We start from the raw sequence: 26,549 nt of genomic DNA, 5'->3' as shown, positions 1-26,549 counted from the left end.
ACTCATGTTTATTTCCAATATCTTCATTGTATCTCTAATTTTACCAAAAATAAAACCTACTGCTTAGTTTACCCAAAATAATTAATTCAAATAAAAGATGAATTTTATTACAGAATTGAAAAAAGGCATTGTTCTTCTTAAAGAACATACCTTGTTAATTGTAAAAAGATCAAACTTTCTTAATTGAGATATATTTGGGGATGTATTGACAACATCATTTTAAACAGAAAAAAAGCTTCCTAATTAAATTAGGAAGCTTCAACACTTTTATTTATCGTTTACCTTTTTCATACGCAACACCAACTGATTTTGGTGCTTGAGATGATTTTGAGAAAATTACTAATGCAATTAAAGTTACTACGTAAGGGAATAACTTTAATGCTAATGGTGGAATATGAGCTAAACTTGGAATAACTTGCGATACATTGGCAATTGTTGTAGCAACACCAAAGAATAATGTCGCAGCTAAAATCCCAAGTGGTTTCCATTGACCAAAAATTAATGCAGCAATTGCTAAGAAACCAAGCCCTGCAACACTTCCTGTAAATTCGCCAGAGTATGTTACTAAAATAATTGCTCCACCTAATCCAGAAAATGCACCAGAAATAATAACACCAAGATAACGAATACGGTATACGTTAATACCTGCTGCATCTGCTGCTTGTGGATATTCACCACATGCACGTAGGCGTAAGCCTAAACGAGTTTTATAAAGTATAAATGTACTAATGATTAGAATTGCGATTACTAACCATGTTGTAGAATACGTGTTTTTAAATAATAAGTCTCCAAGAATTGGAATGTCCTTTAAAACTGGAATATCAGTACGTGTTATACCATTAATACTGATGTTTCCTGATCCAGTAATATTTCTTGCTAAGAAGATTGTTAAAGCACCTGCAATCATATTAATTGCGATACCACTAATTACTTGATCTGCGTGTAAATTAATACTAGCAAAGGCATGTAGTAAAGAAAATAAAGCACCAGTAAGAACTGCAACAAGAATCCCTACCCAGATTACCCAAACTTCACCTTGATGAGTTTCTTGAAGTTTTGAAATTGTTAAGGCACTAGCGAAACCACCAACGACCATTAAACCTTCTAAACCAATATTTACGACACCGCTTCGCTCAGAAAATAAACCGCCTAATGCTACGATTAATAATGGAATCGTATAGGCAATTGCATATGGGAAAATTTGTATAATTAAATCCATGCCTTATTTCACCTTCTCTCCTACATTGCTGTTTTTGTACTTACGTGATTTGGATACTCGATCGATTACTTTTTTAATTAAAATACTAGTTGCTGAGAAATAAATAATGATTGCAATGATAACATCAGCTATATCTGGTGGAATCGAAGTCATTGCACTCATAAAGCCTTTACCAGAATATAATAGTCCGAAGAAGATTGCTGAGAAAAATACGCCAATTGGTGTATTCATTCCTAAAAGTGCAACGGCAATTCCGTCGAATCCTTCAGTAGGTAAAACACCTATTTGAATTAATGATGCATTACCAGCATATTGAACAACACCCGCTAAGCCAGCAAGTCCGCCTGAAATCATCATTGATAAAATAACATTTCTATTTACAGAGATACCTGCGTATTCAGCAGCACTACGGTTATAACCTACAGCTTTTAACTCATATCCTAATACTGTACGATTAATAATAAATGAAATGATGATTACCATAATAACTGCAATAAATAAACCAAAGTTTATATATGAATCACCAAATAAATTTGATAAAAATGGCATTTTTAATGTTGCAGAATCTGCAAGCATTTTTGACTCTGTTTCTGTACTACCTTTAAAATATTGTGGTACTAAATAGTAAACTGTCCAGTATGCAATCCAGTTCATCATGATTGTAGAAACTACTTCATGAACATTAAATTTCGCTTTCAATAGTCCTGGAATAAATGCCCAAGCTGCACCCGCTAAAAAGGCTACAATTACCATAATCGGAACTAAGATCAGCGTAGGTAAATCGACAGTTAAACCAACTGCAGAAGCACAAAATCCTGCAAATAGCATTTGCCCAGCTGCACCAATATTAAATAAACCCGTTCTGAATGCAAAAGCAACAGAAAGTCCTGTTAGAACTAATGGAGTAGCAGTAGCAAGTGTATTTCCAATACGCTCTGGATCTTTTAATCCACCTTGGAATAAATAAGTAAACCCTTCTACTGGATCATTACCTGTTACAAAAATTAATAGTGCTCCAGCTAGTAAACCTAATAATATGGCAATTAAAGAAATGATTCCTCCCTTTTTCATGCCCCTTCACCTCTCCTTATACCAGCCATCATTAAACCTAATTCATCTTCATTTGTGTCTTTAGCATTAACGATATCAACGATTTCACCAGCGTTTACAATTGCAATTCGATCAGATAAATTTAAAACTTCATCTAGCTCTAACGAGATTAATAGGACAGCTTTTCCGCTATCTCTTTGCTCTATCAATCTCTTGTGAATATACTCAATTGAACCTACGTCTAATCCACGAGTTGGCTGACATGCAATTAATAACTCAGGCTTAAGTTCGATTTCACGACCAATGATTGCCTTTTGTTGATTTCCTCCAGACATTGATTCAACGACTGTTTTAGCACCTTCACCTGAACGTACATCGAATTCTTCAATGATTTTTTTTGCATGTTTGGCAATCGCAGCTTTATCTAACACCCCATATTTAGAGAATGGCTCTTGATTATAAATCTCTAGAACAACGTTTTCTTCAATTGTATATTCAAGAACAAGACCTCTTTTTTGACGATCCTCTGGAATATGTGCAATACCGCTTCTAATTCGATCGCGTATACTATGTTTTGTAATATCTTGATTTTTTAATAAAATAGAACCTTCTTCAATCGGTCTTAATCCTGTAATTGCTTCAACAAGTTCAGTTTGACCATTTCCTTCTACTCCGGCAATCCCAACAATTTCACCTGCTCGAACTTGAAGTGAAGCATTTTTTAAACCTAATACTTTTTTATTATTTTTTACACTTAGATTGTTAATATCTAATACAACTTCACCAGGCTTCGATTCTACTTTATCTACTTTGAAAGACACCTGACGTCCGACCATCATAGACGCCATTTCAGATTCAGACGTTTGTTTTACATCAACAGTACCAATATATTTTCCATGACGAATAACCGTACATTGATCAGCAACAGCTTTAATTTCTTTTAATTTATGTGTAATGATAATAATAGACTTGCCTTCATTAATTAAATTTTTAATAATCTTCATTAAATCTTGAATCTCTTGTGGAGTAAGTACTGCTGTTGGCTCATCTAGGATTAATACTTCTGCATTACGGTATAATGTTTTTAAAATTTCGACTCTTTGTTGCATCCCTACTGAAATATCTTCAATTTTTGCATATGGATCTACATTTAATCCGTAAGTTTTAGAAAGCTCTTCGATTCGTTTTGCTGCAGTCTTGATATCAACGACTAAACCTTTTTTAGGTTCAAGACCTAAAATAATATTTTCTGTTACAGTAAAATTCGAAACTAATTTAAAATGTTGGTGAACCATTCCGATTCCTAGTTCATTTGCAACATTTGGATTTGAAATTTTAACCTCTTTACCTTTTACTTTTATAATTCCTTTTTCAGGAGAGTACATTCCAAAAAGGACGGACATTAAAGTTGATTTCCCTGCTCCGTTTTCACCTAATAAAGCATGAACTTCCCCTTTTTTTAATCGTAGTGTAATATTATCGTTCGCTATAATGCCAGGAAACTCTTTAGTTATATTTAGCATCTCCACTACATATTCCATAATTTTCCTCCTTGTATATTACGAAGTCATTTATTTTTAAAGTTTAACTTGATTTCGAAATATTTTTCTCGATTTTATTCTTTAGGGAGGGTTTTTCTAAGCTCACCCGATACTCATGCCCTAATCAATTGGAAGCTTTACCAATATAAGTGCTTACAATTGATTAAAGTATGAATTGCTAAAATCATTTATAGGGTAGAAGAAGCATATAAAAGGATTTCCTTTCCTATGCTTCTTCTTTCATTTATTAATTACTTAATTAAACTTCCTCTTTCACTTGCTACTACAATTTCACCAGACTTAATTTTGTTAAATACTTCATCAACTTTTGTTAAAGTTTCTGAGCTTAAGTTTGGATTTTCTTTTGGTAAACCAATACCATCATTTTTAGCATCATAAGTTAAAGTTTCTCCACCAGGGAATTTTTTATCTTTTTCAGCTTTTACCATATCAGAAGCTGCTTTCGCTACACCTTTCATAGCTGAAGTTAAAATGACTGATTTGTTATCTTTATAAACACCATCAGCATACTGATCTACGTCAACACCAACAACCCATGCTTCTTTACCACTAGCCACTCTATTTTTAGCTTCAGTAATAGCACCTTGTCCTACTCCACCTGCAGCAGCGAAAATTGCTTTAACGCCACGGTCATACATTTGAGCTGCGATTTGTTGCCCTGCTGCTTTGTCTGTGAAGCTTCCAGAATACACTACGTTATTAGCTTTTAAAGAAATGCTTGTTCCAAGATTTTCGTTTGCATATTTAATCCCTTGTTGGAATCCCCAGTTGAATTTTTGTACTGCTGGAATTTCCATACCACCGATAAATCCAACATCACCAGTTTTTAATTGTACTGCTGTAGCAATACCAGCTAAGTAACCAGCTTCATGCTCTGCGAAGAAAATTGAAACTGTGTTTTCTTTAACATTTGGCGTAAAATCTTTAGAAGAGTGTGGTGTTCCATCGATAATGACAAATTTGTCATCTTTATATTTATCTTGCGCTTTATTAATTGCTGTTTCAAATTTATAACCTGGAGTGATGATAAATTTAAAGCCCGCATCATTTAAGTTTCCAATTTCTTTTAAATAATCAGCCTCAGTTTCACCAGCAGGTTTTAAGTATTTTGTATTCTTTTTAAGGTCGAAACCTAAATCTTTAGCACCAGCTTGAATTCCTTCCCAAGTACCTTGGTTAAATGACTTATCATCAATTGTACCTGAGTCAGTTACCATCCCTACTTTAAATGCACCTTTTACGTCTTTTGTTTCTCCACCCTTACCACAAGCACCTAAAATTGTACCTGCTGCTAAGGCCATAGAAAGAACAAGACCAGCTTTTTTCATCTTCATAAAAATTTTGCCCCCTTAAATTTTTATTTACATTTGTACTAGCTTGGTTTATAATCGTTACCTTAACGATCCACCTCCCCAATATTTAATGAAATTTCAGTAAACAATATTTGAAAACCAGCCAAAACTTATTTTTTGTAAATAATATTTTGGCTATACAATTTAATTTCTTTTTCTTAATACATTAAAACTGAACTGATCCGCTCTAAAGTAATTATTAGAATGCAATACTGGGCGGTTTAAATCGTCAAAATGTAGCTGTTCGATTAATAATAATGAAACATCTGGTTCACACTGTAATAAAGGAGAAACTTTATCGTGATAACCTATAGGTTCAATTCTTGCACTTGAATATTCGATATTTCGACCAGTTTCTTTTTCGATAAATGAAAAGAACGAATGATCTTCATAAGACGGAACCTGTTTAAAATAATTTGTCGGCAATTTATCAATGCAATAAACGACAGGTTCACCATTTGCTGTTCGAATTCTTTCTACTACGTGCATACGATCATCTTCTGTTATATTGAAGTTTTTTAAATCTTCTTTTGTAGGAACTAATAGTTTAGAAGAAAGAAAGATTGTACCAGGTTCTTTACCTGCATCAATAATCATTTCTGAGACACTACTTAATTGTTCAATGCCTGTCCTAAAAATTGGTTTCGGTTTGACGAATGTCCCGACACCGTGTCTTCTAACTAAAATATTTTCTTCTTCTAAAACTCTTAATGCTTCTCTTAATGTTGCTCGGCTTACTCCAAATATTTTAGATAACTCATACTCTGATGGTAACTTATGATGTGGCAAATAAATACCATTCTCAATATCTTGCTTTATTCGATCCATCACTTGGAGATAAAGTAATCTGGTGTCTGTTTTAATCTTCATTTCCCATCCCCCAAACTTCGGATTTCAGACATCAGTTGTTAGACATCTGTCGTATAATCCTTCTTTACTATACTGTTATTTTTTACTCATTTCAACACTTTTTTGTAAACGCTTTATTTTTTATTTCGTTAATGAATCATTTCTTCATATTTAACAAAAAAACTCCTATAATCTACTGTTCCACTTAGTGAAAAAGCTAGATTATAAGAGTTTTTGATTTTCATAAATATAAATCATTTCTCCATAATAATGCTTTTTCCCCATAGTATTGCAAATATTGGTTGCAATGTAGAAACTTCCGACCCATTATGTCGATATTATATGAGGACTATCCATTTATCTGAAGAAATAATATCATTCTATGTCTAAAAATGTCAACAATGTTTCGACAATTTTTTCTTTTTTGTTAAGACAAGGCTTGCTCATCTTCCACCGGTTTACTAATTAATACTTCCCTAGGTTTACTACCTTCATACGGACCAACTACACCATTATCTTCCATCGCATCAATTAATCTAGCAGCTCTTGTATAACCAATTCTAAATCTTCTTTGTAGTAGTGATACTGAGGCAGATTGCATATTGGTTACTAATTCAACAGCTTCATTATATAGATCATCATCCACTTCCGATTTCCCATCTTTTTCCTCTTTTACCATCATTTCTTCTTGGTATTGAGCCTTTTGTTGAGAGATTGAAAACTCGACTACTCGTTCAACTTCATCATCAGATAAAAATGCTCCTTGCACTCGGATTGGTTTAGAAGCACCAATTGGTTGGTATAACATATCTCCTCTTCCTAATAGTTTTTCTGCTCCACCAGTATCAAGTATTGTACGAGAATCTGTTTGAGAAGATACACTAAAAGCAATTCGAGAAGGTATATTTGCTTTAATAACACCTGTGATAACGTCAACAGACGGTCTTTGTGTCGCAATAATTAAGTGTATCCCCGCTGCACGAGCCATTTGGGCTAATCTAGTGATTGAATCTTCTACGTCACTTGATGCTACCATCATTAAGTCAGCTAATTCATCAACAATCACGACGATAAATGGTAATAAAGGTTGTTTCGAATCTGTCATCGCATTATTTTGTCTCGTTAATTCGTTATAACCTTCAATATTTCTAGTTCCTGAATGAGAAAAAAGCTCATATCTTCTTTCCATTTCACTAACAACTTTTCGTAACGCCTGTGAAGCTTTTTTAGGATTTGTTACGACAGGGGTTAGTAAATGTGGAATACCATTATATACATTCAATTCAACCATCTTCGGATCGATTAACATTAGCTTAACTTCAGATGGTTTTGCATTCATTAGGATACTAACAATGATTCCATTTATACATACACTTTTCCCACTACCTGTCGCTCCAGCTACGAGTAAATGTGGCATTTTATTAAGCTCTGCAAATACAGCATCACCGGCAATATCTTTTCCTAGCGATACAGCTAATGGATTTTGTAATTTCGGACTTTTTGCTTCGAGAACTTCTCTAAGTAATACAGTCGTTATATTCGTATTTGGCACTTCAATTCCAACAGCTGATTTACCTGGAATAGGAGCTTCAATTCGAATATCTTTGGCTGCAAGTGCAAGTGCTAAATCATCGCTAAGGTTTACAATACGACTAACTTTTACCCCTGCTTCAGGGTATACTTCATATTTTGTTACAGCAGGTCCATGATGTACTTTCGTTACAGTAGCCTTTACACCAAAACTTTGAAATGTTCTTTCAAGCTTGTCCGCATTTTCCTTTAATTTTGATTCATTTTCTCGTTTTTTAGCGCCTTTTGGATAGGCTAATAAGTCCATTGATGGCAATACGTAGTCTATCTTATCCTCGACTCCTACTTCTGCAACTGGCAATTCGATTGAATGATCGTCTTCATCTGCAAAATGAGCCTGAAGTTGATTTGAATTATTTGCTATGATCAATTCTGGTTCTTTAGGTGGCTGATATGTAGGAGAATATTCAATTTGAATTTCTTTTCTCGGCTCAATCTCAGCTTCATATGAATTATTAATTTGGTAATTTAAACTTTCAGCCCCTGACACTTCTTCATGACGATCATCGTCTTCATATGAATCTTTCTTTGCTTTTCTCTTTTGTTTAGCCTCAGCTCGTCTACTAGTTGTTTTTTGTTCACGACCACGTTTCCAAAAATTTGTTAAATCCTTCCATGTATCTGAAATTAAATTTCTAACTTTTGGCATTATATATTGGTATACATAACCTCCAAGTGGCTTACCAGTAATAAATAAAACGCCCGCAACTATGGCAATAATACCGAAAAGAATTGCACCGGTTCGATCAAATAAGAAATATAAAACTGCAAAAAGTATCGCTCCAATTATACCTCCACCAAGATCCACCGTACTAATCTTACCTTTGGCTTCGTATAAGAATAAATCTAGCGTACTTTTTATGACAGATTGATCATGAAATTGATTATTTTTTGCTAATAAATCAAATAGAGTAACATGACTAAACATCAATATACTAAAGAAGATTAACAATCCACCAATCGTAATACTCGAAACAAATGGAGGTCTTTTTCGATAAATTATGCTATATGCAGATAAACCGATTATAAAAAGAAAGCTTAGCATGTACCATTCTCCAAAGAAGAATCTCAAGAATAATACAAAGGCTTTACCTACAATACCAAGTTTTAATATCGTTACGATTGAAAGTGCTAAAAATATTAATCCACTAATTTCATACCATATTGACCCATTGCCACTTACTGACTTTCGAGCTTTTGACTTTTGCTGCTTCTGCTTTGCCATGTAATTCACCCCCATCTAAATTTGCAGATTCGCCAAAGAAAGCAGCCTTTTGGCTGCTTTCTTAAATTGAATTTATTATAACATATCAGAACATATGTTTACCATGTATTGTTAATAATTACCTTAAGATGGTAGAACTAAAATTCGTTGACCAGGTGTATATTGCATAAAATGCTGCGGATCTGTACTTACAATTCTTTTAATTTCAAAAGCTGTACCCCCAACACTATCAACCAACATAGGAACACCATTGTATTCTAAAAACTGCTGTGATTCGAATTCTTGTTGATCAACGGGAAAAATCGATTCAATTGGCATTATTGTATATAGAATCAAAATTCATTCTCCTCTTTATCAGACTTTTCTTTTCGTTCGTCAATCAATTCTTGCAATTTACTTAATGCTTGCCCGATACCACCTACATCATCAATTAGTCCATATTTTACTGCATCTCCACCGACTACATTAGAGCCGATATCTCTTGTTAAATTTCCTTTTGTAAACATTAATTCCTTGAAACGTTCTTCCGTAATATTTGAATGCTTCGTAACAAAACGCGTTACCCTTTCTTGCATTTTATCAAGATACTCAAACGTTTGAGGTACACCAATTACTAAACCGGTTAGACGAATAGGATGGATCGTCATTGTTGCCGTTTCAGCAATATATGAAAAGTCAGTACTTACTGCAATTGGTACTCCGATACTATGCCCACCACCTAAAACGATTGAAACAGTAGGTTTTGTTAATGTCGCAATCATTTCTGATATCGCAAGGCCTGCTTCCACATCTCCACCTACAGTATTTAGAACAATTAATAATCCTTCAATCTTAGGGTTTTGTTCTATTGCAACTAATTGTGGGATTAAATGTTCATATTTAGTTGTCTTATTTTGAGGTGGTAAAGCTACATGCCCTTCAATTTGCCCTATTATCGTTAAACAATGGATTTTTGAATCATTGCTTGCTGGAACATTTGTTTGTCCTAATTGCTGTATTTTTTCAACAATGCTCATATCCTTTTGATCATTTGGCTTTGGAGGTGCTTCTTCGTTTGGAATTGGTGTTTCATTATTTGAATTTGTCAAAACAGTTCCCCCTATCATTTTTCATACAAATTAGTATGTGAAAATAATAAGGAAATCATACCCATCTTAGATTAAGAAGTACTACACTATATAAATTATACTTCCATTAATATAGGTAGAATCATTGGTCTTCTTTTTGTTTCTTCATATAAGTAAGCGCTTAATCCATCTCTTATTGAATTCTTTAATAATGTCCATTCAATTTGGTCGTTTTGTAGCATTTTTTCTGTAATGTCTTTTACAATTTCAGTTGATCTAGTGATTAATTTTTCTGACTCACGTACATATACAAACCCGCGAGTGATAATTTCTGGACCAGATATGATTGCTTTCTTTTGCTTGTTAAACGTTACGACAACGATTAATATACCATCTTGAGATAGTAATTTACGATCACGCAATACGATATTTCCAACATCACCAACACCAATTCCGTCAATTAAAACGTTACCAACTTCTATTTTTTCAGTTCGAGTGGCTTGACCATTTTTAAACGAAACGATGTCACCCTTTTCAATAATAAAAATATCTTCCTTTGCTATGCCTACTTCTTCTGCAATATGTGAATGTGCTTTTTGCATTCGAAATTCACCATGAACTGGTATGAAATATTTTGGCTTCATCAATTCAAGCATTAGCTTTAATTCCTCTTCATAACCATGACCAGATACGTGTACCTTTTTATAGCCATAAATAACATTTGCGCCAGCTCTAAATAATAAATTAACAGTAGATCCAACTAACATTTCATTCCCTGGAATTGCTGTTGCAGCCATTAGGACAGTATCACCTTTACGAATTGAAACTTGCTTATGTGTACCTTTAGCAATTTTCGAAAGGGCTGCCATTGGTTCTCCTTGTGTACCGGTTGTTAGAATGACAATATCTCTTTCTTTATAGTTATCTGTATCCACAACTGAAATCATTAGATCATCCGGAATTGATAAATAATCTAATTCCTTTGCTAATTCAATTGATTTCATCATACTACTTCCCACTACTGCTAGTTTTCGACCTGCCGCTTCACTTGCATTAATAACCTGTTGAATTCGATATATATTTGAAGAAAAACAAGCTACTAAAACTCTTCCTTTTGCATTCATTATTTCTTTTTTAATTTCTTCCGATACTTTCTTCTCAGACCCAGAAAACCCTTGTCTTTCAGCGTTTGTGCTATCAGATAGCAAACATAAAACACCTTTATCTCCTATTAAGGCTAGTTTGCCTAAATCAGCACCTGGATAAGGACTTTTCGACTGATCAAATTTGAAGTCTCCAGTAAAAACGACAGCACCTTGTGGTGTATTTACACAAAATCCAAATGAATCTGGAATGCTATGAGTAGTTCTAAAAAAACTAATTGAACTATTTTCAAATGTTAATAAAGTAGTTTCATCATATAGTTCAAATTGCTCAAGGTTTTTAATACCTTTCTCGCTTAATTTTTCTCTTATAAATAAATATGCTAATTTATTTGTATAAAACTTTACATGTGGTAGTTTATTCATAATATATGGAATGGCACCTATATGATCTTCATGTCCATGTGTTATAAAAACACCTACAACTTTATGTGCATTTTTCTCTAAATAACTTACATCAGGTATGACATGATCTATTCCGTACATTTCTTGGTCAGGAAATTTTAAACCTGCGTCTAACACGTAAATCAAATCACCAACTTCGACTACATACATGTTTTTTCCGATTTCACCTACTCCACCAAGGGCAAAAACTTTTACTTGTTCATTCATTTCCTTCAACACAACCTGTTCCTCCTAGTTAGTTCTTTAAATTTACAGACCGTTCAAAATCTTACAAACATTATATCCTAGTCCGAACAAGTAAAACAAGATACATTCTTCCTTAAATAGGAAAATCGGATTACTTTGGGGATGTATTTTTAATCATTTTTTTGCGTTCTTGTGACTATAGCTAATATTGAAAAGAAAAATTTATTGTTTTTACTACATTTTTTCTGCCTTATTTTTTTCTTTTTAACTCAAATAAAAATTCTTTTTGAACTTGAGTGAATGGTCAATTATTACTTATTGCAGGAATATGATTAAGTTAGAAAAGGAGGGTCTAAATGAATTTTAATGACAGAGAGCCCCCAAAAATGAATCTTTCAAAATTCGTAGATGAACTACCCATTCCACCAATTTTAAAACCTCGCTATAAAGATCATTATTATACTTATTATGAGGTAACGATGACGGAATTTAAGCAATCTCTCCATAGTGAGTTAAATGATTCAACAGTTTGGGGATATGAAGGATCCTATCCTGGACCTACCATAAAAGTAGAAAAAGGTGAAATCGTATTTATTAAGTGGATCAATGATCTCCCAGAAAAACACTTGTTTCCAATCGATTTTACTGTTCATGGTGCTCATAAAGATGTCCCCCAAGTAAGGACAGTAGTGCACGTACATGGTGCTTGTGTTGAACCTGAAAGCGATGGCTATCCTGAAGCTTGGTTTACAAAAGATTATAAACAAGTTGGCCGTTATTTTAAAAAGCAAGTATACCGATATGATAATTGTAATAGCGCATCTACCCTTTGGTACCATGATCATGCACTAGGCATTACAAGGCTAAATGTTTATGCTGGATTAGCAGGGTTTTATTTAATTAGTGATGAGAAGGAAAGTAGATTAAATTTACCGAATGGGCGCTATGATATCCCACTATTGATACAAGATAAAAGTTTTAATATTGATGGTTCACTTTATTATCCTAAACAACCAGATAAACCTATTAAAGATCTAGACACATCTATTATCCCGGAATTTTTTGGTGATACAGTGATTGTCAATGGTAAAGTTCATCCTTATTTAAACGTGGAACCAAGAAAATATCGATTTAGATTATTAAACGGGTCAAACTCCCGCTTTTTTCGAATTAAGCTCGATTCTGGTCAACTTATGTATCAAATCGCAACAGAGCGCGGATTCATGCAGCATCCGATTGGTATCCACGAACTCATGTTATCTCCTTCAGAACGAGCAGAAGTAATCATCGATTTTACTAATCTTGAAGGTAAAAAGATTAGTATGCGAAATGATGCTCCTACCCCATTTCCAAATGGAAAACCTGTTGATGAAAATACAGGAACTGTCATGCAATTTAAAGTTACATTGCCTTTGTCAAACGTGGATACAAGTATGATACCAGCTAATTTGCAACAATTCCCAAAAATCAATGAACAGTCTGCATTCAAACAACGCTTCTTACCATTAGTTCACAAAATGGATCAGTATGGACGAGAAATTATGTTATTGGATCATAAACATTGGGATGCTCCCATTTCAGAAAATCCGAAATTAGGAACTATCGAAATATGGTATTTAATTAACTTAACACCTGATTCTCATCCTATACATGTTCATCTAATTGAGTTCCAAATCTTAGATCGAAGAAACTTTGATGTAGAAAAGTATAAACAAGAAGGGGTCATTCATTACACAGATCCACCGATTCCACCAGAACCACAAGAATGTGGATGGAAGGACACTGTTTCAGCTAATCCAAATCAAGTAACTAGAATAATCATGAGGTTTGGGCCGTTTACTGGATTATATGTTTGGCATTGTCATATGTTGGAACACGAGGATTATGAAATGATGAGACCATATATTGTCATTCAATAAGGAGATTTGAAATTTTGTGAAATTAGTAAAAAAACCACTTACGCTATCCAAATTAATCGGATTGTTTGTAAGTGGTTTTGTTATTAATTATTTTGTAATGCTTCGTCTAAATTATTTATTAATATACCAATCGTTGTGCGTTCAGCTTCAGAAAGTGGTACAAGTGGTAAACGGACTCCACCAACATCTAACCCTTTCATTTGTAAAGCTGTTTTGATTGGACCTGGACTTGGCGCCATGAAGAATCCATCAAATAATGGCAATAGTTTGCGGTGTAAGAATTGTGCTTTAGCCATATCTCCTGTGAAGAAGCTTTCAGCTAATTGCTGCATTTCATTTCCTAACACGTGTGATGCAACAGAAACCGTTCCTTTTGAACCAATTGCAAAGGCTGGAAGCGTAAGTCCATCGTCACCACAATATAATTCAAAATCTTCAGGAGTACGGTCAATAATTTCTGTCATAATGCTTAAGTTTCCAGTAGCATCTTTAATTGCAACTACATTTGGAATTTCAGCTAATCTTACAATTGTATCTACTGTAAGGCTAGCAACTGTTCTGCCTGGTACATTATATAACATAACAGGAAGCTGAGTACTTTCTGCTGCTGCTTTAAAGTGTTGATATAGTCCTTCTTGGTTTGGTTTATTATAATAAGGTACAACTACCATGATTGCATCTACACCTAAGGCAGAAACTTTCTTCGTTAATTCAACTGTTTCACGAGTATTATTACTTCCTGTACCCGCGATAACAGGTACTCTACCAGCTACCGTTGAAACTACATGACTAATCAATGCTAATTTTTCTTCTGAAGTTAATGTTGGAGATTCTCCTGTTGTTCCACAAACTACGATTGAATCTGTTCCATTCTCAATTAAGTAGTTCACAAGTTTTGTTGTTTTTGCAAAATCAATATTTCCTTTTGAATCAAAAGGCGTTACCATCGCTGTTGAAATTTTACCAAATCTACTCATTATTCCACTCCGCTCAAATATTAATCGACTTTAACTGAACTAAGTTCAAATGCATCATGAAGTGCAGTAACCGCTTCGACCATATCTTCATTTTTGACAAGCACCCAAATAGTCGTGTGACTGTCTGCTGATTGTAAAATTTGAATACCTTTTTCAGCTAATGCAGTTACAATTTTTGAAGTTACTCCAGGTACTCCTGCAATTGCCGCTCCAACTATTGATACTTTTGCACAGCCAGTTGTGTATGAAGGCTCATAGCCAATTCCTTTTAATACATCGATCGCTTTTGAAGCAACTTCATCACTTACAGTGTATACTACACCATTAGGTGAGATATTAATAAAGTCTACACTTATTCCTTTATTTGCCATTGCTTTAAATACTTGAGAATGTAAATCAAAAGTATGTTCCTTTGAAGTTACTCTAATTTGCGTAACATTCGGTACATGTGCGATTCCTGTTATTAAACGATCTTGAATATTTTCACCAATAATACGTTTCGTAGGATTCGATGTTACTAGTGTACCTAAACTATTTGAATACGTTGAACGAATTCGAATAGGTACCTTCCCTTGCATCGCGATTTCTACAGCCCTAGGATGAATTACTTTCGCACCTTGATATGCCATATTACAAATTTCTGCATAAGTAACAACTGATAAAGGTCTTGCTTCTTTAACAATCCTTGGATCTGCTGTCATTACGCCTTCAACGTCAGTAAAGATTTCGATTGTTTCTGCACCAACAGCAACCCCAAGTGCAGAAGCAGAAGTATCACTTCCACCTCTACCTAATGTCGTAACATCACCATTAGATGTAGATCCTTGGAATCCTGCGACTACTACAACATCATAGTTTTCTAATTCTTTAATTAAACGGCCACATTTCATATCAAGAATTTTTGCATTTCCAAATTCATCATTTGTTCGGAAACCTGCAGATGCACCTGTCATTGCCATAGCATGAATACCATTTTCATTCAATAAATTTGAAAAAACAATTGAAGAAATTGTTTCACCACATGACATTAATAAATCAAGTTCTCTTTGTGTGACCTTACTTTTTTTTGCGCCAACTAAATTTAATAGTGTATCTGTTGCATATGGTTCACCTTTTCGACCCATAGCTGAAACAACAACTACTAATTTATATCCTTTTTCTAATGCTTCTTTTATATGCTTAAGTGCGTGCTTTCTTCCATTTTCGTCACGTACTGAAGTCCCTCCAAATTTTTGGACTAATATCTTCATTCTTGCACCTCTCTAGCAGTTTTCACTAAATGATGCTTAACTCAATTAATCGTTCAGCAATTTGCACTGAATTCCAAGCAGCACCTTTTAATAGATTATCTGAAACGATCCATAAATGGAATCCAAATGGATTATCTAAATCTTTACGGATACGTCCTACATATACTTCATTACTTCCAATACTGTAAAATGGCATTGGATATAGTTGTTGATCTGGATCGTCTTGTAATACGATTCCAGGTGCATCACTTAAAAGTGATTTAAGTTCAGCTACTGATACTTCTTTATCAACTTCAATGTATACTGACTCAGAGTGACCAGAAATTACAGGAAGTCTTACACATGTTGCGCTAATTTGTAATTCAGGTAAATGCATGATTTTTTTAGTTTCATTAATCATTTTCATTTCTTCATAAGTATATCCATTCTCAGTAAAGACATCGATTTGTGGAATTGCGTTAAAAGCAATTTGATAATGTTTCTCACCACTTTTTACCGGTAATACTGATGGAGTTGCTTCTTCACCGTTTAAGAATGCTTGCGCTTGTTCCTTTAAGGCTTCAATTGCTGTAACTCCAGCACCTGAAACGGCTTGGTAAGTTGACACTACTACTTTATTTAAACCAATAGATTGACGAATTGGTTCTAGCGCAACAACCATTTGGATTGTTGAACAGTTAGGATTTGCAATAATACCTTTATGATTAAATAAATCTTGGTCATTTACTTCAGGTACAACTAAAGGTACGTCTTCAGCCATTCTAAATGCACTAGTGTTATCAACTACTACTGCCCCTCTTTTAACTGCTTCAGGAGCTAGATCTTTTGATACTGAGCCACCAGCACTAAATAAAGCAATATCTACACCTTCAAAAGCTTCAGGAGTTGCTTCTTGAACGATTACCTCTTCACCTTTATATGTTAATTTTGTTCCTGCTGAACGTTTTGATGATAGATATTTAATTTCTTTTACTGGAAAATTTCTTTTCTCTAATGTTGCAATCATTTGTTGTCCAACTGCTCCAGTTGCACCTACTACAGCTACTACATAACTTTGTTTATTCCCCACTTTTTGCACCATCCCTGTTTTCACATTTATTAAATAGTTTACGTTAAATGAAGTTTATATTCAAAGGTTTTCGCTTGAATAATTGATTTCATAGTAACGAGTATGTATCCTAATGACACATACTCAATTTTCTTCATTCTATCATAGAAAAAATAATTCAGTCCTATTTTTTCTAAAATAATTATTGGAGATCACGATATTTTTCCACTAAAACAGGTTGAAGTTGTTTTCCTTCAATAGACGATTTCACTGTATCAAGCAATGAATCCATTCTTGCCACTAGTGAATTCGGTTTTTTTATTGGATCATCTTGACCAAAGGGAATAAAATAGATATTTTTTGTACTCATTAAACGCATTAAATTATGACTTAGAGGATAATACCTATTTAAATGGAATATCATTGGTTTTAAGACAGTAAAAAATTGAATTTAAAAGGGGCCGACTAAAGGTTATAAAAGGGGATTGAAACAAAAAATTCAGCTCAAGAATAATTTTTAAAATCTCACCCTAATGATTATAATGAACAATATATTTAGCATAAACATAATCAAGTTGTTTTTTAATGCAGTTAGTATAAAAAGTTTGTTTATAATCAGTGTAAAGTACTTTTAAAAACCGATTTCTAATTGATTTAATCGACAAATTATGAAATCGTAAATAGGTTTCAGTCCAAAATACCATATTATTTGAAAAAGTTTCATCGTCAATACCAAAAAATGTCCGTACAGCTCGAACACCAATATTCCCCAGTAAAACCGTAACATCCTCCACGTCAACATTGGCATCTAGTTCAAAAATAATAACCTCATAATCATTATCCGTTCTATTATTTGTACCAGTAAGTGAATATCCTACTAATTCACCATTTGTAAGATTAAAGGCAACTACACCTTTAGCATAATCTAAAACCCAGTTATTATATGCTAGTTCGATGACATCCTTTATTCTTACATTGAAAATTAAATGATCAGCAAGCTTACGTTCGATCAATTTTTCCTTTGAAACAAATTGTTTTGTTAAATGATAATCGATAATAACCAACATTCCTCTCTATGATGAATATTTAGAATCACTATCACTATATTTACGATCATTATGTAAAAAAAATGACAGATTTTTGAGTAATCTGTCTCAGAATTTTTTTAAAATTACATGAATCTTAGATCATGGTCACAATTATATGTGCATGTAAAATGATTGCATATTTAGTTTTTTACCGTTGTAAAAGTACAAAAAATATTTTTACCTAAGGAATCTAGTCATTTGAAAATAGATAATTCTTCCTAGATCAATCGAAACAAACAGATAAAAAAAGCACCCTTATTTAGGTGCTTACATACTTCCTATTTATCATCCTTCTTAAACAATTCTTCTTTAACAATCTTCCATCCAATCGTTTGAATTTCTTCAATAATTTTCTTTTTATTTTCTTCTGTTACATCATCTGGTGCAATTATATTCACTTTTGTTTTTCCAAATTGATAGGTAGCAGTAAATTCTGTTTGTTTACTCAGTATCACCACCCCCATATTTCATTGTATGTTTCGTTTATTGACGGACTAACCAACCTTTTAGTGTCGATTGATCCAAAAATTAATTAATTCCTTAATTAGACATATATATAGTCTATGAGGTGATCAAATGGAACGAGTTGCATTGTACTTACGTAAAAGTCGAGCAGATTTAGACGCAGAAGCTAGAGGTGAGGGTGAGACTTTATCAAAGCATAAAGAGCAGCTTTTAAAATTCGCTAAGGAAAATGATTTAAACATAATTTGTATTAGGCAGGAAATTGCATCAGGTGAATCGCTTGTTTATCGGCCAGAAATGTTAAAGCTATTACAAGAAGTTGAAGAATTTAAATATGATGGTGTGTTAGTAATGGATATGGACCGTCTTGGACGCGGTAATATGAAGGAGCAGGGCATTATTTTAGAAACGTTTAAATCATCTAAAACAAAAATCATTACACCAAGAAAGACATATGACCTTCATGACGAGTTTGATGAGGAATACAGTGAATTTGAGGCTTTTATGGCCCGAAAAGAATTAAAAATAATTACTCGTAGGCTTCAACGAGGTCGAGTTTTATCGGTCCAAAGAGGAAATTATTTAGGAACATTTGCTCCTTATGGTTATGAGATTTATGAAACAAAGGAATTCCGCTCTTTACGTATTAATAGCGATCAAGGGAAGGTAGTTAAAACTATTTTTGAATGGTATACAAAGGATTTGATTGGTGCAACTGAAATTGCTAACCGTTTAAATCAAATGAATATCCCTTCCTTTACAGGAAAAAAATGGAGTTATCATTCCATTTTGGAGATGATAAAAAATCCTATTTATATAGGTAAAGTGACTTGGAATAAAAAATCAAGTAAGGGCATGAGAAAACCAAAATCTGACTGGATAATTGTTGATGGAAAACATGAAGCCATTATTGATCCTGATCAATACAATTTGGCACAAGATATTTTAAAAAGTCGATACCATGCCCCCTATAATAGTAAATTAAGTAATCAGTTAGCCGGAATCATTATTTGCAGCAAATGCAAGTCGAAATTACAGCAGCGTTATCCAAAAGGCAAACCTAAACAAATCGTGTGTACAAATAACCGTTGTAACACTCGCGCATCCTATACACATTTAATTGAAGAGAGACTTTTACAAGGGTTAGAAATTTGGTTAAAAGAATACAAAATAAGTTTTACGAATCGAACCAACGAGGAAGATTTGGACGTAACTAATTTAAAAAAACAAGCACTTAAACAAATCGAGAATGATTTAAGTGAAGTAGTAAAACAAAAAAATAATTTATTTAATTTACTAGAACGCGGTGTTTATGATGAAACGATTTACAATGAACGTTCTGAAATCCTCACTAATCGAATAAACGAACTTTCAAATAGTAAAACGTTAATTTTGGATGAACTAGCCAAATATCATAATAAGGAGTTATTAATCGATCAAATAATTCCAACCTTTGAAAAAGTGTTAGATTTGTATTACAAAACAACTGATATTGAATTGAAAAATCGTCTCCTAAAATCAGTTTTATTTAAAGTAGAGTATAAAAAAGAACCTCATCAAAAACTAGATGATTTTACACTCACACTTTTTCCGAAGCTTCCTAGGTGATCTTGTTGACTGATTTGGTATTACCATCTAAGTCACATTAAATTAGTTCCATTTAAACCTAAAGCATCGTTTGTAGAAATACCTAATACAACAGGTTTTCCATTTCTCAAAGTAGCCTTAGCTGCCATTAATACAGGGCTATCAGTTTGAGCATTAGCAAACTTACTCATTGAATTTCCTGTTAAGGGTGCAATTACCATACAATCTAATTGTACTTTTGGACCAAATGGTTCTGCTCCTACAATTGAGTCAACTGTTTTACGCCCTGTAATTTCTTCTATTTTTTCGATCCAGTCTTCTCCTACACCAAATCGAGTTGTTGTACTTTTTACAGTAAACGTAACAACAGGATATACATCAGCTCCATCATCCACTAGCTTTTGAATTTGAGGAACTACCTCTTCATAAGTACAATGTGACCCTGTAATACCAAATCCAATTTTCTTACCTTTCAACGTCATTTTGGTTGCTCCTTCCTTTTATCTAATTCTACCTTTAATAGCTGTGCTAGTACGTTTCCAATTATTTGACCTGCTGTTTTAGGAGCAACGATTCCTGGTAAACCTGGTGCTAATAATGCCTTAATACCTCTTTTTTCAGCATAACGAAAATCTGTTCCTCCAGGTTTTGAAGCTAAATCAATGATTAGAGAATGAGGTTGTAATTTTGAAATGACACTTGCTGTAACAATTTGAACTGGAACAGTATTAATTACAACATCGACATCCTTTAAGGCCTCTTCTATATTCTTAAATTCAAAAGCTTCTAAGCCCATTTCAACAATTCTAGCAATGTGCTCTGATTTACGCGCCCCTACTCTTACTTTTGCACCCAAATTATGAAAAGTCCTCGCGACGCTCATTCCTGTACGACCTAAACCTAATACGGCTACTTTCGAATTATGAATTGTATATTCCGTATGTTGAATGACCATCATGATCGTACCTTCAACGGTCGGAATACTATTATAAATAGCTACATCGTCTCGTTCAAATAATTTTACTAACTTTCGATTTGAAGCTGTAACTATACTGTCTAAGTATGAGTTACTTATTCCAGAATAAATCGTACAATGCGAAGGAGTACTATCTAGAATTTCTTTTGTCAGTACAACTTTTTCATTTGAAAAAATTGTATCGACAACTCCTTCATTATTCGTACCTGGTACAGGTAGAAGAATTGCATCTAGATCTTCAAAATCTACATCTGCCATTAATTCTTTAGATGCACTGGTAAAGCCACTATCTAATTGTTCAAAACCTATTAATGTTACCTTTGCGTCTAACTCTGTTAACTTCCGAATAACTTCAAGCTGTCTGGCGTCCCCACCAATAACAGCAATATGCAAGCCAGTTAACATGCAGCATTCACCTTCTTTACTTCACTATGGTAAATGGAAATTAATCTTTGTAAGCAGGACTACCGCCTAACATCTTTCTCCTAAATATCTTATGAATCTTCCAATGCATTGGTGAAGATTCTTTCTAAAATTAAAAAGCAGTAATGATAAACTGTTTAAATATGGGCAATTATCTTTATTTCTTAAACTAAAAAAATAAAGAGAGCCCTTAAAAAGGCTCTCTAATTTATCAACTTATTGCTTAATATTTGTTGGAATTACTCCATCAGGACTTACTAATGAAACTGCGTAGTTATCAGTAAAAACAAACTTCGCGATATCATTTACTTTATCAATTGTTACACCATCTATTAGTTGAATGACTTCATCTAAAGAACGATGAATACCTAGCATTAGTTCATTTTTACCATTTCGACTCATTCTGCTATTTGTACTTTCTAATCCTAACATTAAGTTACCTTTTAATTGCTCTTTACAATTATTTAATTCTTTTTCTGTAATTCCTTTAGCATTTAATACTTTTAAAGTTTCTTGGATGGTCTCAAATAATTGATTTATTTGACTTTTTCCAGTCCCTGCATAAATTGCAACTGTACCGCTATCTTGGTATGCAGAGTGATAAGAGAATACAGAATATGCAAGTCCTTTTTGTTCACGAACATCTTGGAACAATCGACTACTCATACTACCACCTAGAATATTATTTAAGGCAATTAATGGATATAAATCGTTATGTCCAAGTTCTAGACCTCTATAGCCAACACAAAGATGTGCTTGCTCAGTTTCTTTTTTGCGAGCAATTTGTCCATAATGTATTGTAGGAATCCCGAAGTTTACATCTTTCTTTTTACCCTCATAATTTCCAAATAAATCTTCAACACGTTTAATAAATGAATCATCAATATTACCCGCAATTGAAATGACTACTTGATCTGGAGTGTAAAAATCCTTCATGTACTGGCGTAATGTATCACCATTAAAAGATTTTAAAGTTTCTTCTGTACCTAAAATTGGATAACCTAATGGATGAGTTTCATACATCACTTTACTTAATAAATCATGAACTAAATCATCTGGTGTATCATCGTACATTTTGATTTCTTCAAGTACTACATTTTTTTCTTTTTCTAATTCACCTTCATCAAAAGTAGAATTAAAAAACATATCTCCTAATACTTCTAACGCGTAATCCGCATGTGTATCTAACACTTTAGCATAATAACAAGTATATTCTTTAGACGTAAATGCATTTACTTGTCCACCAATTGAATCGAAACTTTCAGCGATTTCTTTCGCATTGCGTGTCTTTGTGCCTTTAAAGAACATATGCTCAAGAAAATGTGAAACACCATTTAGTTCTGGCGTTTCATTGCTTGAACCTGTTTTTATCCAGACTCCTAGTGCAACTGAACGGACAGTTGAAATATTTTCAATTACTACTCTGACTCCATTTTTGCAAGTATGTCGTACAATCATTTAATGCCTCCTATGTATACACCATCTATTTACACATTTGTAATAAGATTGAAAAATATAACTATATTTTACAATCATCTTAACAAAGCTGGATGTAATTGTCATTTGTTTTCAACTTTTTTAATTGGATCGTACCGTTTTTCATCTAATAAAGTTGAAATATTTACAACTTTTCTACCTGATGCCTCTATTCTTGTAATTAGTTCATCAAGTGCCTCAGCTGTTGGTTTCGTTGGATGCATAAGAACGATTGTACCATTACCTACTTTTTTCATCACACGATTAATAATGACTTCTCTTGGTGGTTTCTGCCAATCAATCGTATCTGCTGTCCACATAATTGTTTTTAACCCTAAACTTGAAGCAATTTTAACTACTTCATCACGATAACTACCGCTTGGAGGGGCAAACCATACAACTTTTTGATCAGTTGTTGCAAGTATGACTGAATTTGTTTTTGTTATTTCATTTCTTATTTCCTGACTACCTAATCTCGCCATATCGGGATGTGAATAAGAATGGTTTCCAACTTCTTGGTCTGCAGCAGTGATTAGTTGAGCAACCGTTGGATTATTTTTTGCCCATCTACCTTCAAGAAAGAATGTTGCTTTTGCATTGTGCTTCTTTAATACTTCTAACATTTTCGGAATATATTCATTTCCCCACGCAACATTGATTGTAAATGCAACCATTGGCTTTTCTGGATTCCCTTTATATACTGGTGATGGTGGCAAATCCTTTAAATGAACTTTTGGAGAAACTTCTTTAAATACGAGCTTATTCTGATCAAACTTACCGATTACCTTCATTTTCTTATATGACTCATTAATATCAACTGTTAAACCATTATAGCCGGGTATCGCTTTCCATACCGAATCCACATGAGCATCCTTTGGAGGTATCTCGAATTTTTTCGCCTTTGATTTGATTTCATCGTATAATCCATTTGTTTTCGCTGAAACAATTGACGACTTTGATGTTAAGATTCTCACGTATTGATTAGTATATGGATTTCTAACTACTAAAATTGCTAGAAATAATGCCATAACGATTGCAAAGACTTTTAACAGATTTCTACCCATTTCCTAAACACCCTCCTACTAGAAGGAATATGATATTTTTTATAAAATAGAACAAGCTTTGTACTGATTTACGAGCAAAACTAATTTATTTAATCAATTCAAGTTCTACTTTTTTATTGTAACCAAAAAAAATTTAGTCACGCATGAAATTCAGGAATTTTAAAAGAGGGGACTAAGAAGCGGGTAAATGTAAAAAACAACAGGCTCATTTCGATGTGCCTGTTGTTTTAAATAATTTAAGAAATAGCGTACCGAGCTTTCTGCTTTACGTGATGTCTAGTTCCGCAAGCTAGCTCTTCGGTAATATTCCATTAATCTTCGAAGTGGAAAATTCACCACTTCTTCAGATGAATGGAGATATTCCTTTCAGAGCTGGGCGAGCTTGCTCCACTTTTCATTGTTGCTCAGCTTTTTCTTTTTGTTCTTTTAATACAGCTTTGCGGGATAAGTTTACGCGTCCTTGTTTGTCGATTTCTGTTACTTTTACAAGGATTTCGTCTCCGATTGAGACTACGTCTTCAACTTTTGCAATTCGTTCTTCTGCAAGTTCTGAAATATGGACTAATCCATCTTTACCTGCAAAGATTTCGACGAATGCGCCGAATTTTTCAATTCGTTTTACTTTACCCATGTATAATTGACCTACTTCTACTTCACGAACAAGGTCTTCGATAATTTGTTTTGCGCGTTCATTCATAGGTTGATCTACAGATGAAATAAATACTGTTCCATCTTGTTCAATGTCGATTTTCACGCCAGTTTCTTCAATGATTTTATTGATTTGTTTTCCACCTGGTCCAATAACATCTTTAATTTTATCTGGATTAATAGTCATCATTAAGATTTTTGGAGCAAACTCAGATAATGCTGTTCTTGGTTCGCTGATCGTAGCAAGCATCGAATCAAGGATTTGCATACGGCCAATCTTTGCTTGTTCTAATGCTTCTTTTAAAATTTGTTCTGATAAACCTTCAATTTTAATGTCCATTTGAAGTGCAGTTACACCTTTAGCCGTTCCTGCTACTTTAAAGTCCATATCTCCTAAATGATCTTCCATACCTTGAATATCTGTAAGAACTGAATAATGTTCACCAGATTTAATTAATCCCATAGCAATACCAGCAACTGGTGCTTTAATTGGTACACCAGCATCCATCATTGCTAGCGTACTTGCACAAATACTTGCTTGAGAAGTAGAACCGTTTGATTCAAGTACTTCTGATACTAGACGAATTGTGTATGGGAAATCCTTTTGATCCGGAATACTTGGCTCAAGTGCTCTTTCGCCTAATGCTCCATGTCCAATTTCACGACGACCTGGTCCACGAATTGGTCCTGTTTCACCAACACTGAATTGTGGGAAATTATAATGGTGCATAAAACGTTTTGATTCTTCAATGCCTAAGCCATCAAGAATTTGTACATCTCCTAAAGCGCCTAGTGTACAAATACTTAACGCTTGAGTTTGTCCACGAGTGAATAATCCAGAACCATGTGTACGTGGTAATAAACCAACTTGTGATGATAATGGACGGATTTCATCTAATTTTCTTCCATCAGGACGAACCTTTTCAACCGTAATTAAGCGACGCACTTCTTCTTTAACAAGCATTGAAAGGATTTCTTTTACTTGTCCAATCGTTTCTTCGTCTGCTTCATTTTCTTCAAACTGAAGAACAACACGTTCTTTTACTTCATTAATTGCAGCTTCACGAGCATGTTTTTCATGAACTTGAATAGCTGCTTTTAATTCTGTTTCACAAATTTCACGGATTTGTTTTTCTAATTCAGCATCAAGTTCATGAAGCTGGATTTCCATTTTTTCTTTTCCAATTTGTGCTACTATTTCTTCTTGGAATGCAATTAACTTTTTAATTTCTTCATGACCAAACATAATTGCTTCAAGCATTACTTCTTCTGGTACTTCATTAGCGCCAGCTTCAACCATGTTAATGGCATCTTTTGTTCCAGCAACCGTTAAATGAATGTCACTGTTTTCTGCTTGCTCAACTGTTGGATTAATAACTAATTCGCCATTAATACGACCAACGATTACGCCAGCAATTGGACCGTTAAAAGGAATGTCAGATACGCATAGAGCTAGTGAGCTACCAAACATAGCAGCCATTTCTGATGAACAATCTTGATCAACACTCATTACCATGCTGATTACTTGAACTTCATTACGGAATCCATCTGCAAATAATGGTCGAATTGGGCGGTCAATTAGTCGACTCGCTAATATTGCTTTTTCACTCGGTCTACCTTCACGTTTAATAAATCCACCAGGAATTTTACCTACTGCATATAAACGCTCTTCGTAGTTTACTGTTAATGGGAAAAAGCTAACTTTTTTAGGTTCCTTTGATGCAGTTGCTGTTGCTAATACGACAGTATCTTCGTATCTTACTAAAACTGCTCCATTTGCTTGCTTTGCTAATTGTCCTACTTCAACAGTAAGAGTTTTACCAGCAAGCTTCGTGGAAAAAACGTGCTTTTGTTGTTCCATATGGTATAAATACCCCTCTCTAATTTACAATTCAAAGTCTAAACTAATTATGTAAAAAAATCGTATATTCTCTATTATCTCCTATGTTTAGTAAAGAAA

The 26,549-nt window shown here is 33.8% G+C and carries 20 protein-coding genes, 2 pseudogenes and 1 riboswitch; of the genes and pseudogenes, 2 read left to right on the top strand and 20 right to left on the bottom strand.

All coding sequences use genetic code 11. From position 1 onward, the window contains the following. Nucleotides 1-271: 271 nt before the first annotated feature. From ACSBO6_RS07525 to ACSBO6_RS07485, 9 genes are all read right to left on the bottom strand, one after another. Complete coding sequence (locus tag ACSBO6_RS07525) at nt 272-1,219, bottom strand: ABC transporter permease (RefSeq protein ID WP_098848319.1); 948 nt, start codon at nt 1,217-1,219, stop codon at nt 272-274. A 3-nt stretch (nt 1,220-1,222) separates the two neighbouring features. Then, a complete protein-coding gene (locus ACSBO6_RS07520; protein ID WP_098848320.1) occupies nt 1,223-2,290 on the bottom strand; it encodes an ABC transporter permease in 1,068 nt (355 codons plus the stop codon). After that, nucleotides 2,287-3,810 carry an ABC transporter ATP-binding protein gene (locus tag ACSBO6_RS07515; RefSeq protein ID WP_098848321.1) on the bottom strand — a complete coding sequence of 508 codons (1,524 nt, stop codon included), beginning with the start codon at nt 3,808-3,810 and terminating at the stop codon, nt 2,287-2,289. Before ACSBO6_RS07515 ends, ACSBO6_RS07520 begins: the two co-directional genes overlap by 4 nt. 251 nt (nt 3,811-4,061) lie before the next feature. Then, nucleotides 4,062-5,159, bottom strand: a complete 1,098-nt coding sequence (locus tag ACSBO6_RS07510; RefSeq protein WP_218937242.1) for a BMP family lipoprotein — start codon at nt 5,157-5,159, stop codon at nt 4,062-4,064. A 168-nt stretch (nt 5,160-5,327) separates the two neighbouring features. Next, a complete protein-coding gene (locus ACSBO6_RS07505) occupies nt 5,328-6,053 on the bottom strand; it encodes a GntR family transcriptional regulator (RefSeq protein WP_098848323.1) in 726 nt (241 codons plus the stop codon). A 243-nt stretch (nt 6,054-6,296) separates the two neighbouring features. Then, a riboswitch (purine riboswitch) is annotated at nt 6,297-6,398 on the bottom strand. A gap of 61 nt (nt 6,399-6,459) precedes the next feature. Beyond that, complete coding sequence (locus ACSBO6_RS07500) at nt 6,460-8,847, bottom strand: DNA translocase FtsK (protein ID WP_098848324.1); 2,388 nt, start codon at nt 8,845-8,847, stop codon at nt 6,460-6,462. Nucleotides 8,848-8,970: 123 nt separating this feature from the next. Next, a complete protein-coding gene (locus tag ACSBO6_RS07495) occupies nt 8,971-9,183 on the bottom strand; it encodes a YlzJ-like family protein (RefSeq protein ID WP_098848325.1) in 213 nt (70 codons plus the stop codon). Continuing rightward, complete coding sequence (locus ACSBO6_RS07490) at nt 9,180-9,863, bottom strand: ClpP family protease (protein ID WP_498844660.1); 684 nt, start codon at nt 9,861-9,863, stop codon at nt 9,180-9,182. Before ACSBO6_RS07490 ends, ACSBO6_RS07495 begins: the two co-directional genes overlap by 4 nt. Nucleotides 9,864-10,030: 167 nt before the next feature. Then, nucleotides 10,031-11,701: a ribonuclease J gene (locus ACSBO6_RS07485; RefSeq protein WP_098848327.1), complete on the bottom strand. Its 1,671-nt coding sequence runs from the start codon at nt 11,699-11,701 to the stop codon at nt 10,031-10,033. Between the two features lie 353 nt (nt 11,702-12,054). Between ACSBO6_RS07485 and ACSBO6_RS07480 the strand changes: the two genes are divergently transcribed. Then, nucleotides 12,055-13,587, top strand: a complete 1,533-nt coding sequence (locus ACSBO6_RS07480; RefSeq protein WP_498844659.1) for a multicopper oxidase family protein — start codon at nt 12,055-12,057, stop codon at nt 13,585-13,587. Nucleotides 13,588-13,670: 83 nt separating this feature from the next. Here the strand turns inward: ACSBO6_RS07480 and dapA are convergent, their stop codons facing one another. The 6 genes and pseudogenes from dapA to ACSBO6_RS07450 all read right to left on the bottom strand — a co-directional run bounded on the left by dapA (nt 13,671) and on the right by ACSBO6_RS07450 (nt 18,405). Next, nucleotides 13,671-14,564 carry a 4-hydroxy-tetrahydrodipicolinate synthase gene (gene dapA / locus ACSBO6_RS07475; protein WP_098848328.1) on the bottom strand — a complete coding sequence of 298 codons (894 nt, stop codon included), beginning with the start codon at nt 14,562-14,564 and terminating at the stop codon, nt 13,671-13,673. Between the two features lie 20 nt (nt 14,565-14,584). After that, complete coding sequence (gene dapG / locus ACSBO6_RS07470) at nt 14,585-15,814, bottom strand: aspartate kinase (RefSeq protein WP_098848329.1); 1,230 nt, start codon at nt 15,812-15,814, stop codon at nt 14,585-14,587. Between the two features lie 25 nt (nt 15,815-15,839). Continuing rightward, complete coding sequence (gene asd / locus ACSBO6_RS07465; RefSeq protein ID WP_142339252.1) at nt 15,840-16,883, bottom strand: aspartate-semialdehyde dehydrogenase; 1,044 nt, start codon at nt 16,881-16,883, stop codon at nt 15,840-15,842. Nucleotides 16,884-17,064: 181 nt separating this feature from the next. Next, nucleotides 17,065-17,247: pseudogene (gene spoVFB / locus ACSBO6_RS07460) on the bottom strand (dipicolinate synthase subunit B); the annotation flags it as partial. 145 nt (nt 17,248-17,392) lie between these two features. Continuing rightward, nucleotides 17,393-17,926, bottom strand: coding sequence for a hypothetical protein (locus tag ACSBO6_RS07455; protein WP_098848331.1), 534 nt, complete (start codon nt 17,924-17,926; stop codon nt 17,393-17,395). A gap of 302 nt (nt 17,927-18,228) precedes the next feature. Beyond that, nucleotides 18,229-18,405 carry a cell division protein FtsZ gene (locus ACSBO6_RS07450; protein WP_098848332.1) on the bottom strand — a complete coding sequence of 59 codons (177 nt, stop codon included), beginning with the start codon at nt 18,403-18,405 and terminating at the stop codon, nt 18,229-18,231. A 121-nt stretch (nt 18,406-18,526) separates the two neighbouring features. On the opposite strand from ACSBO6_RS07450, the gene ACSBO6_RS07445 reads away from it, so the two are divergent. Further along, nucleotides 18,527-20,023 (top strand): recombinase family protein, encoded by a 1,497-nt coding sequence (locus tag ACSBO6_RS07445; RefSeq protein ID WP_098848333.1) that lies wholly within the window; start codon nt 18,527-18,529, stop codon nt 20,021-20,023. Between the two features lie 35 nt (nt 20,024-20,058). On the opposite strand, the pseudogene dpaB reads toward ACSBO6_RS07445, so the two are convergent. The 5 genes and pseudogenes from dpaB to pnp all read right to left on the bottom strand — a co-directional run. Then, nucleotides 20,059-20,484, bottom strand: a pseudogene (gene dpaB, locus ACSBO6_RS07440) (dipicolinate synthase subunit B); the annotation flags it as partial. After that, on the bottom strand, nt 20,481-21,383 hold the full coding sequence (gene dpaA / locus ACSBO6_RS07435) for a dipicolinic acid synthetase subunit A (RefSeq protein WP_098848334.1): 903 nt from the start codon (nt 21,381-21,383) through the stop codon (nt 20,481-20,483). The pseudogene dpaB and the gene dpaA, both read right to left, overlap by 4 nt. A 234-nt stretch (nt 21,384-21,617) precedes the next feature. Next, nucleotides 21,618-22,859, bottom strand: a complete 1,242-nt coding sequence (locus tag ACSBO6_RS07430; RefSeq protein WP_498844430.1) for a M16 family metallopeptidase — start codon at nt 22,857-22,859, stop codon at nt 21,618-21,620. A gap of 101 nt (nt 22,860-22,960) precedes the next feature. Further along, nucleotides 22,961-23,941, bottom strand: a complete 981-nt coding sequence (locus tag ACSBO6_RS07425; RefSeq protein WP_098848336.1) for a polysaccharide deacetylase family protein — start codon at nt 23,939-23,941, stop codon at nt 22,961-22,963. A 394-nt stretch (nt 23,942-24,335) separates the two neighbouring features. Beyond that, nucleotides 24,336-26,450: a polyribonucleotide nucleotidyltransferase gene (pnp, locus tag ACSBO6_RS07420; RefSeq protein WP_498844429.1), complete on the bottom strand. Its 2,115-nt coding sequence runs from the start codon at nt 26,448-26,450 to the stop codon at nt 24,336-24,338. Nucleotides 26,451-26,549 lie beyond the last annotated feature (99 nt).

It is taken from the genome of Bacillus sp. AL-1R, assembly GCF_052180195.1.
In the GTDB taxonomy this organism is placed as follows: domain Bacteria; phylum Bacillota; class Bacilli; order Bacillales; family Bacillaceae_G; genus Gottfriedia.
Note: the sequence above shows the minus strand (reverse complement) of the source record. Positions and strands in the feature narration are given on the sequence as shown.

Bases quoted from the DNA above. Each gene is read 5' to 3' on its own strand.
- ACSBO6_RS07490 (WP_498844660.1), bottom strand. From the start codon at position 9,863: ATGAGCATTGTTGAAAAAATACAGCAATTAGGACAAACAAATGTTCCA.
- ACSBO6_RS07505 (WP_098848323.1), bottom strand. From the start codon at position 6,053: ATGAAGATTAAAACAGACACCAGATTACTTTATCTCCAAGTGATGGAT.
- ACSBO6_RS07520 (WP_098848320.1), bottom strand. From the start codon at position 2,290: ATGAAAAAGGGAGGAATCATTTCTTTAATTGCCATATTATTAGGTTTA.
- ACSBO6_RS07500 (WP_098848324.1), bottom strand. From the start codon at position 8,847: ATGGCAAAGCAGAAGCAGCAAAAGTCAAAAGCTCGAAAGTCAGTAAGT.
- ACSBO6_RS07430 (WP_498844430.1), bottom strand. From the start codon at position 22,859: ATGATTGTACGACATACTTGCAAAAATGGAGTCAGAGTAGTAATTGAA.
- ACSBO6_RS07515 (WP_098848321.1), bottom strand. From the start codon at position 3,810: ATGGAATATGTAGTGGAGATGCTAAATATAACTAAAGAGTTTCCTGGC.
- ACSBO6_RS07525 (WP_098848319.1), bottom strand. From the start codon at position 1,219: ATGGATTTAATTATACAAATTTTCCCATATGCAATTGCCTATACGATT.
- ACSBO6_RS07510 (WP_218937242.1), bottom strand. From the start codon at position 5,159: ATGAAAAAAGCTGGTCTTGTTCTTTCTATGGCCTTAGCAGCAGGTACA.
- ACSBO6_RS07480 (WP_498844659.1), top strand. From the start codon at position 12,055: ATGAATCTTTCAAAATTCGTAGATGAACTACCCATTCCACCAATTTTA.
- ACSBO6_RS07445 (WP_098848333.1), top strand. From the start codon at position 18,527: ATGGAACGAGTTGCATTGTACTTACGTAAAAGTCGAGCAGATTTAGAC.
- ACSBO6_RS07425 (WP_098848336.1), bottom strand. From the start codon at position 23,941: ATGGGTAGAAATCTGTTAAAAGTCTTTGCAATCGTTATGGCATTATTT.
- dapG (WP_098848329.1), bottom strand. From the start codon at position 15,814: ATGAAGATATTAGTCCAAAAATTTGGAGGGACTTCAGTACGTGACGAA.
- pnp (WP_498844429.1), bottom strand. From the start codon at position 26,450: ATGGAACAACAAAAGCACGTTTTTTCCACGAAGCTTGCTGGTAAAACT.
- dapA (WP_098848328.1), bottom strand. From the start codon at position 14,564: ATGAGTAGATTTGGTAAAATTTCAACAGCGATGGTAACGCCTTTTGAT.
- dpaA (WP_098848334.1), bottom strand. From the start codon at position 21,383: ATGTTAACTGGCTTGCATATTGCTGTTATTGGTGGGGACGCCAGACAG.